5 protein-coding genes are annotated in these 8,217 nt (G+C 67.3%); 4 read left to right on the top strand and 1 reads right to left on the bottom strand.

Annotated features, from left to right (window positions below):
- Window positions 1–87 precede the first annotated feature (87 nt).
- From metH to ACQKJZ_RS16680, 3 genes are all read left to right on the top strand, one after another.
- Window positions 88–2,685 (top strand): methionine synthase, encoded by a 2,598-nt coding sequence (metH, locus tag ACQKJZ_RS16690; protein ID WP_427732507.1) that lies wholly within the window; start codon window positions 88–90, stop codon window positions 2,683–2,685.
- Window positions 2,686–2,845: 160 nt separating this feature from the next.
- A complete protein-coding gene (gntA, locus tag ACQKJZ_RS16685) occupies window positions 2,846–3,565 on the top strand; it encodes a guanitoxin biosynthesis heme-dependent pre-guanitoxin N-hydroxylase GntA (protein WP_312488088.1) in 720 nt (239 codons plus the stop codon).
- Complete coding sequence (locus ACQKJZ_RS16680; protein WP_427732505.1) at window positions 3,562–4,158, top strand: DUF1989 domain-containing protein; 597 nt, start codon at window positions 3,562–3,564, stop codon at window positions 4,156–4,158. The genes gntA and ACQKJZ_RS16680 overlap by 4 nt, the downstream gene beginning before the upstream one ends.
- Window positions 4,159–4,300: 142 nt before the next feature.
- On the opposite strand, the gene ACQKJZ_RS16675 is transcribed toward ACQKJZ_RS16680, so the two are convergent.
- Entirely contained in the window at window positions 4,301–6,007 is a 1,707-nt protein-coding gene (locus ACQKJZ_RS16675; RefSeq protein ID WP_427732503.1) for an alkaline phosphatase family protein, read from the bottom strand.
- 67 nt (window positions 6,008–6,074) lie between these two features.
- On the opposite strand from ACQKJZ_RS16675, the gene ACQKJZ_RS16670 reads away from it, so the two are divergent.
- On the top strand, window positions 6,075–8,099 hold the full coding sequence (locus ACQKJZ_RS16670; RefSeq protein ID WP_427732501.1) for a protein-disulfide reductase DsbD family protein: 2,025 nt from the start codon (window positions 6,075–6,077) through the stop codon (window positions 8,097–8,099).
- The last annotated feature ends 118 nt before the right edge of the window (window positions 8,100–8,217 follow it).

Raw genomic sequence — 8,217 nt, 5'->3', positions numbered from 1 at the left:
GGCGTGGCCTTCATCCCGGACCTTTGACTGCCTGGACAGGCCCCACCCCAACCCCTCCCCTGAAGGGGAGGGGCTAGGAACAAGACGATGACCACCAACACCTCCACCAACTTCGTCAATGTCGGCGAGCGGACCAACGTCACCGGCTCGGCGGCGTTCAAGAAGATGATCCTGGCGGGCGACTATACCCGCGCGGTGGAGGTGGCGCGCAGCCAGGTCGAGAATGGCGCCCAGGTGGTCGACGTCAACATGGACGAAGGGCTGCTCGACGCCGAATACGCCATGACCACCTTCCTCAAGCTGATCGCCGCCGAGCCGGACATTGCGCGCGTGCCGATCATGATCGACAGCTCGAAATGGAGCGTGATCGAGGCGGGCCTGAAGTGCGTGTCGGGCAAGCCGATCGTCAACTCGATCAGCATGAAGGAAGGCGAGGAGGCATTCCTTCACTATGCCCGCCGCTGCATGGCGTATGGCGCGGCGGTGGTCGTCATGGCGTTCGACGAGGTCGGCCAGGCGGATACCAAGGATCGCAAGGTCGAGATCTGCGCGCGCGCCTATGACCTGCTCATGTCCATCGGCTTCCCGCCCGAGGACATCATCTTCGACCCCAATGTCTTCGCGGTTGCGACCGGCATCGAAGAGCATAACAATTACGGTGTCGACTTCATCGAGGCGTGCCGCGAGATCAAGGCGCGCTGCCCCCACGTCCATATCTCGGGCGGCCTGTCGAACCTGTCGTTCAGCTTCCGCGGCAACGAGCCGGTGCGCCGCGCGATGCACTCGGTGTTCCTGTACCACGCCATCCCGGCGGGCATGGACATGGCGATCGTCAATGCGGGCCAGCTCGACGTGTACGACACGATCGACCCCGAACTGCGCCAGGCGTGCGAGGATGTCGTCCTCAATCGCGATCCCGAGGCTGGCGAGCGGCTGGTGGCGCTGGCCGAGCGCTATCGCGGGACCGATGCGGTGGCAGAGAAGCAAGCGGCCGAGTGGCGCAGCCTGCCCGTCACCAAGCGGCTGGAATATGCGCTGGTCAAGGGCATCGACGCGCATGTCGTCGACGATACCGAGGAATGCCGCCAGGCTTTCGCGCGGCCGATCGAGGTGATCGAAGGGCCGTTGATGGACGGTATGAACGTCGTCGGCGACCTGTTCGGATCGGGCAAGATGTTCCTGCCGCAGGTGGTGAAGTCCGCCCGCGTCATGAAGAAGGCGGTCGCGCACCTGCTGCCCTTCATCGAGGCGGCTAAGGAGCCGGGCGCCAAGGGCAAGGGCAAGATCGTGCTCGCTACCGTGAAGGGCGACGTCCACGATATCGGCAAGAACATCGTCGGCGTCGTGCTCCAGTGCAACGGCTTCGAAGTGGTCGATCTGGGCGTCATGGTGCCTTGGTCGAAGATCATCGAAGCGGCGAACGAGAATGACGCCGACATGATCGGCCTGTCGGGCCTCATCACCCCCTCGCTCGACGAGATGGTGACGGTGGGCGAGGAGATGCAGCGGGCGGGGATGACCATGCCGCTGCTGATCGGTGGCGCGACCACCTCCAAGGTCCACACCGCGCTGCGCATCGCGCCCGCCTATGAGGGGCCGGTGGTTCACGTCCTCGACGCATCCCGCGCGGTCGGCGTCGCGACCACGCTCGTCTCCGATACCCAGCGCGACCCCTATGTCGCGCAGGTCGCGGCCGATTACGAAGCCGTCCGCAAGGCGCGCGAGGGGAAGGGGGCCAATGCCCTGTTGCCGCTGGAGGAGGCCCGCGCGCGTGGCTTCGTCGCGGACATGGCGTTGAAGGCGGGCGATCCGAAGCAGCCGGGCGTGCATGTCTATCAGGACTGGGACCTATCCGACCTGCGCGACTATATCGACTGGACGCCCTTCTTCCGCGCCTGGGAGCTGGCGGGCAACTTCCCCGCCATCCTGACCGACGAGGTCGTCGGCGAGAGCGCCAGCGGGCTCTATGCCGATGCGCAGGCCATGCTCGACACGATCATCGCCGAGAAGTGGCTGACGGCACGCGGCGTCGCTGCGCTCTGGCCGTGCCGCCGTGACGGTGACGACGTGATCCTGACCGCCGAGGGTGAGGAAACCCGCATCCCGTTCCTGCGCCAGCAGATCGCCAAGCGCGAAGGCCGCGCCAACATGTGTCTGGCCGACTTCATCGACCCCGCAGGCGACTGGATCGGTGGCTTTGCGGTCGGCATCCACGGCATCGACGCGCATATCGAACGCTTCCGCAGCGGCCATGACGATTACAACGACATCCTGCTCAAGGCGCTGGCCGACCGTCTGGCCGAAGCGTTCGCCGAGCGGCTGCACGCGCATGTCCGCACCGACCTGTGGGGCTATGCGGCGGGCGAGCAGCTGACCAATGAGGCGCTGATCCGCGAGCAATATCGCGGCATCCGCCCCGCGCCGGGCTATCCGGCCTGCCCCGAGCACAGCATCAAGCGGACGCTGTTCGACCTGCTGGGCGCCGAAGAGGCGGTCGGGCTGGAACTGACCGACAGCTTCGCAATGCTGCCGACGGCGGCGGTCAGCGGCTTCTACTTCGGCCATGGCCAGGCGGAGTATTTCGGCGTGGCGCGGATCGGCGAGGATCAGGTGGCGGACTATGCCGCGCGGCGCGGTGTCGACATGGCGCAGGCGACGCGGTGGCTGCGCCCCAATCTGGACTGATGGGGCCCGCCGGTTAGCATCGACTCGGCCCGTGGCCCGTCGATCACGGGCTCGGGTGGGGATATTGATCTTTATCAATAACCGTAGCAATCGGCGGCAATATATTGCGAGATATGGCTTTTTCGGGAACGCGGCCCCGACCCCCGCGTTAGCCCAACCCATGCTAGAATCTCGCAGTTCCCTTTTCCCCATCGCTGACCCCAGCGAAGCGGAATCCGCCGATCTCCTGCGTGCGCATATCGCCGCCGCCGATTTCCCATGTGTCGGTGCCAAGTCGGCGATGGCGCGCGGGACGCTGGAGATACTCGGCGCGCGCGACATCGCCAGCGCTTGGGACGATCTGCGCATACACGACACGCTTCGCCGTTTCGCCGAACAGTATCGCGCCGAGCCGCAATTGTTCCGCAGTATGGCGGTGGTCTTCGCCGGGCCGACCGAACTCGACGAGACGGCGTTCGAACGGGCGGTCTGGGCGCGGATCCAGTCGCTGTCGGACAAGGATGTCTGGTTGGGCCAGGATTGGGACGCACGGGTCAGCCCCAACCCGGAAGACCCGCATTTCTCGCTGTCCTTCGGCGGCGAGGCGTTCTTCGTCGTGGGGCTGCATCCGCATGCCAGTCGCCCGGCGCGCCGCTTTCCGCGCCCGGCGATGATCTTCAACCTGCACGACCAGTTCGAGACGCTGCGCGCGCAAGGGAAATACGAGACGATGCGCGAAAAGATCATGGTGCGTGACGAAGCGCTGGCGGGATCGCGCAACCCGATGCTGGCGCGGCATGGCGAGATGAGCGAGGCGCGCCAGTATAGCGGGCGCGTCGTCGATGCAGAGTGGCGCTGCCCCTTCCATTATGCCGGCCAGACCGATGGCGCGCAGTCATGAGCGCGGCCATGGTCGAAATTCCCCCGCGTAGCGGCGACGCGTTTCGCATGGCCAAGGGCGACAGCCTGACGGTGATCGATCCGCGCGGCCGACAGGTCGCCGACCTTCTGGCCTTCAACGCCGATGATCTGGACGAGGTAATCTCCTCGGGCCGCACGCTCGATTATGCCGAGACGATCCGACTGACGACCGGGCACAAGCTCTATTCCAATCGCTCTCGGGTGATGCTGGAAATCGTCGAGGATAGCGTCGGTATGCACGACTTCCTGTTGACGCCATGCTCGGTCGATACGTTCGACCATTTCTATCCCGACCTGCCGCGCCACCGGGGCTGTTTCGGCAATCTCGCCGCCGCCCTGGAGCCTTACGGCGTGGTGCCCGACCGGATTCCGGTGGCGTTCAACTGCTTCATGAATGTGCCGGTCAATGGCGAGACGGGCAAGCTGGAGGTCCTGCCGCCGCTCAGCGGGCCGGGGGATCATATCCGCTTCGTCGCGCAGATGGACTTGGTGATCGGGCTGACGGCCTGTTCGGCGCCCGCGTCGAACGGCGGGTCGTTCAAGCCGATCCAGTACCGGGTGGATCGGGCCTGAAAATCATCCCCGGCACGGGGCGGGGGGACCGCTCGCAGAGCGGTGGAGGGGGATCGCCGCTGGGCTAGTCCCTAGACGAAGCCCCCCCTCCGTCAGCGCTGCGCGCCGCCACCTCCACCTCCCCGTGCCGGGGAGGATATCATCACCGCTTACATGTATCCGCCGCGCCCGGGTCGAGGTCCAGGCAGCGGCCGTCGACACCCGTCATCGGCAGGCCGATCGTCGCGGCCAGCGTGGGCGCGATGTCGACCGTCTCGACCGACAGCGGCTGTTCGAAGCCTGCCATCCCCTTGCGCCAGAACAGGATCGGCACGCGGCGGTCATAGTCCCAGGGCGAGCCGTGCGTCTCGACATAGCCGGGTGCCGGCTCCTCGATCGTGGTCACGCGCGGGTTGAGCAGGATCAGCAGATCGCCCGACCGGGTCGGATCGAACGAGGATCGCGCCTTCTGCTTCAGCGTCCAGGTCTCGGGCGGCGTGGTCGGCCAGGGCGTCGCGGCGATCTCGTCGCGGGTCAGCGCGGCGGCGACCTGGGGCAGCGCCTCGTAACGGCGCTTCGCCTCGGCAAGCACCTTCGCGCGAGTCGCGGCGGGCAGGTCGCGGTTGATATAGATGTCGCCTTCCGCGCTCATCATGATCGGCGGCGTGTTGGACAGGCCCATGTCGCGCGCGATGGCGGCGGCCATCGCCTTGGTCTTGGCCTCGGGCGCGACATGGCTTTCCATCGGCATGGCGCGGATCTGCTGCCGCTCGGTCATGTCGTGCGCGCCGTGATCAGCGGTCAGCATCACCTCATAGTCCACGCCGGTCTGGTCGAGCACCTCGAAGAAGCCGGCCAGCGAGCGGTCGAGTTCGGCCATCTGGATGCACATCTCGGTGCCTTGGGTGCCCAGCGCATGGCCGATATAGTCGGTCGCCGACAGGCCAACCGAGAGGATGTCGGTCGCCGGCCCCTTGCCGAGCTGCATGTCCTGCACGAAGCCCGCCGCCATCGCCAGCACCGCCGCGTCGGCGGCCGGCGAGACGCGGAACGCCTTCAGATCGCCTGCGCCGCGTGCGAAGCGGCCGGTGCCCAGCGTCTGGCCGCCCACCGTGATCGGCCGGTCGAGCGGCTTGCAGTAACCGGGCAGCGGCAGCGCCTCCTGCGGGCGGGCGATGAGATCGGCGACCGCCTTGCGCGTACGCTCGACCACTGGCGGCACCGCGCGGCCGGCATAGGAGACATAGGTCTTGCCGTCCCACCACCAGATCTCGTCCATCTTGTGGCCGCCCATCATCACCGCGGCGCGATCCTTGCCCGCGACCGAGACGGTGCGCACGCGGGGATCGGCGGTCTTCATCCGCTCGCCCAGCGTCGGCACCTTCAGATGCTTGTCGGAGACGGTGTAGTTATTGTGGTCGTTGCCCGCGACGCTTTCGTCCTCCGAGCAATAGACGATCTTGTCGGCACGGTTCACCGACTGGTCGACCCAGTTGTTGGCGATGATGCCGGTATGCGCGGGGCGATAGCCGGTCAGGATGGTCGAGTGGCCCGGGCACGTCTCGGTCGCGGCATGGCTCTGATAGCCTGAAGGAAAGACCGCTCCGGTCAGCAGCCGCGCCATGCCGCCGGTGAAGCGGTTGCGATACTGCGCGAACAGATCGGCCGAGAACTGGTCGACCGAGATCGCGACGATCAGCTTGGGCGGAGTCGTGGGGAAGGGGGGCAGCGGCGTCGTCGCCGGACGGTTGGTCAGGCTGGCGGGCGCGGGGCCGGGCTCCGGGCTGGCCTGCTGGGCGATAACGGGCGCGGCGAGCAGCGCGGCGGAGGCGAGGAGTGCGGTGCGAAGCGCGACGGGGAGCGACATCATGGGCATCCTTGATGCAAAGCGGAAACGGCGGCGCTATGGAACGCCAAACGGGTATAGGGCAAGGTCGATGCGCGGTTGGTTTTACATCCTGATGACGGCGCTGTTCATGATGGTCGCCACCGCGCCCGTCATGGCCGACAGCGCGCCGCCGCTGGCGCCCGGCGCGATCCATCTGCCGATGCGGCTGGTCCCCGAAACTGCTACGCCGCGTGCCGGCTCGACGGTCACGCTCGCCATCGCGGCGACGCCCGACAAGGGCTGGCACGGTTACTGGAAGAATGGCGGCGATGCCGGCCTGCCGACCGAGGCGCATTGGACCCTGCCATCCGGCGTCACGGCGGGTGCGCTTCGCTATCCGGTGCCGGGACGGCTGAAGATCGCGGGGCTGATGAACTATGTCTATGAGCGGCCCTTCGCGCTGCTCGTCGACCTGTCCGTGCCCGCCGGGCTGAAGGCGGGCACCGCGCTGCCGGTGTCGGTCAAGCTCGACTATCTGGTGTGCACCGACACGATCTGCGTGCCCGAAAGCCAGACCCTGTCGACCAGATTGACGGTCGGCGACGGCGCGATCGATCCGGCGGTGCGCGCCGAGTTCGACCGCTGGCGCGCGGCCTTGCCCAAGCCGCTGGGCGGCGAGGGCGTGATTGAGACCCAGGGCAAGACGGTGCGCATCGCCGTGCCGCTACCCGCTGCGGTGGGGGTCGAGGACGCCTATTTCTTCCCCGATCGCAGCGGCATCATCGATCATGCCGCCGATCAGGCGCTGGTGCGGCAGGGCGATCAGGCGATCCTGACCATCCCGGCCGCCGCCGTGCCGACGCCGGGGCCGATGTCGGGCGTGCTGTCGATCGGCGAGGGCAAGGGGCTGGCCTTCACCGCCAAGCCGGGGGCGATCGCGGGTGCCGCCGATACGAGCAAGGGGTTTGGTGCGATCGTGCTGGCCTTTCTGGGGGCGGTACTGGGCGGGTTGCTGCTCAACATCATGCCCTGCGTCTTCCCGATCCTCAGCCTGAAGGCGCTGAGCCTGGCGCGGGGCGGGGCCGACGAACGCCATGCCCGGACCGAGGCGTTTGCCTATACGGCGGGCGTAGTGCTGGTCTGTGTCGGGCTGGGTGTGATCCTGTTGGCCCTGCGTGCCGGTGGGCAGAGCGCGGGCTGGGCGTTCCAGTTGCAGGACCCGCGCGTGATCGGTGTGCTGCTGCTGCTGGTCGCGGGCATCGCCTTCAATCTGGCGGGGCTGTTCGAGCTGCCGACGCCCGCCTTTGCCGGGCGTTCGGGCGCGATGGGATCGTTCGCGACCGGCGCGCTGGCGGCGTTCGTCGCGACGCCCTGTTCGGGCCCGTTCATGGCGGGCGCGCTGGGCGCGGCGCTGGTGCTGCCCGCCGCCGCCGCGCTGGCGGTGTTCGCCGGGCTGGGGATCGGTATCGCGCTGCCCTTCCTCGCGATCGGCTTCATCCCCGCGCTGCGGCGGCGGCTGCCCAAGCCGGGAATGTGGATGGTGCGGCTGCGGCATATCCTGTCGGTGCCGATGTTCCTGACCGCGCTCGCGCTGGCCTGGATATTGGGGCAGGAGGCGGGGGTGACCGGCATGACGCTGGGCCTCGCCGCCGCCTTGCTCGCCTCGCTGGGTTTCTGGTGGACGGGGCTGCGCCAGCATGGCGGCAAGGGACGCGCCTTTTGGCCCGCGCTCGTCATGCTGGTGCTGGCGGTCGCGATCGTCGTGACGGTCAAGCCCGCCGCCGCCATCGCCAAGTCGGCGGCCGACACCGCATTCACCGAGGCAAAGCTGGACTCGCTGCGCAAGGAGGGGCGGCCGGTCTTCGCCTATTTCACCGCCGACTGGTGCCTCAGCTGCAAGGTCAATGAAGCCGCCGCGATCGAGCGCTCCTCGGTCCGCGATGCGTTCGCGCGCAACAAGGTGGCGGTCCTGGTCGGCGACTGGACCGATGGCGATCCCGTGCTGGGACGGTTTATCGAGCGGCATAACCGGGCGGGGGTGCCGCTATACCTTTACTACGCGCCGGGCGCGAAGGAGCCGCAGGTGCTGCCCCAGGTGCTGACGCCGTCGATGCTGGAGAAGCTGGGGGCATAAGTATCTATAATTCCTCCCCTGCAAGGGGGACTGTTCACCGTGGCTGCTTTTCGGGTTCTTCTTCGTTCTGGTGATTTGGAACAGGGAGGATGGAATGCGATGTCCGGTTTGTGAGGGA

This window comes from Sphingomonas sp. NPDC019816, assembly GCF_050274375.1.
Taxonomy (GTDB): Bacteria; Pseudomonadota; Alphaproteobacteria; order Sphingomonadales; family Sphingomonadaceae; genus Sphingomonas.
Note: the sequence above shows the minus strand (reverse complement) of the source record. Positions and strands in the feature narration are given on the sequence as shown.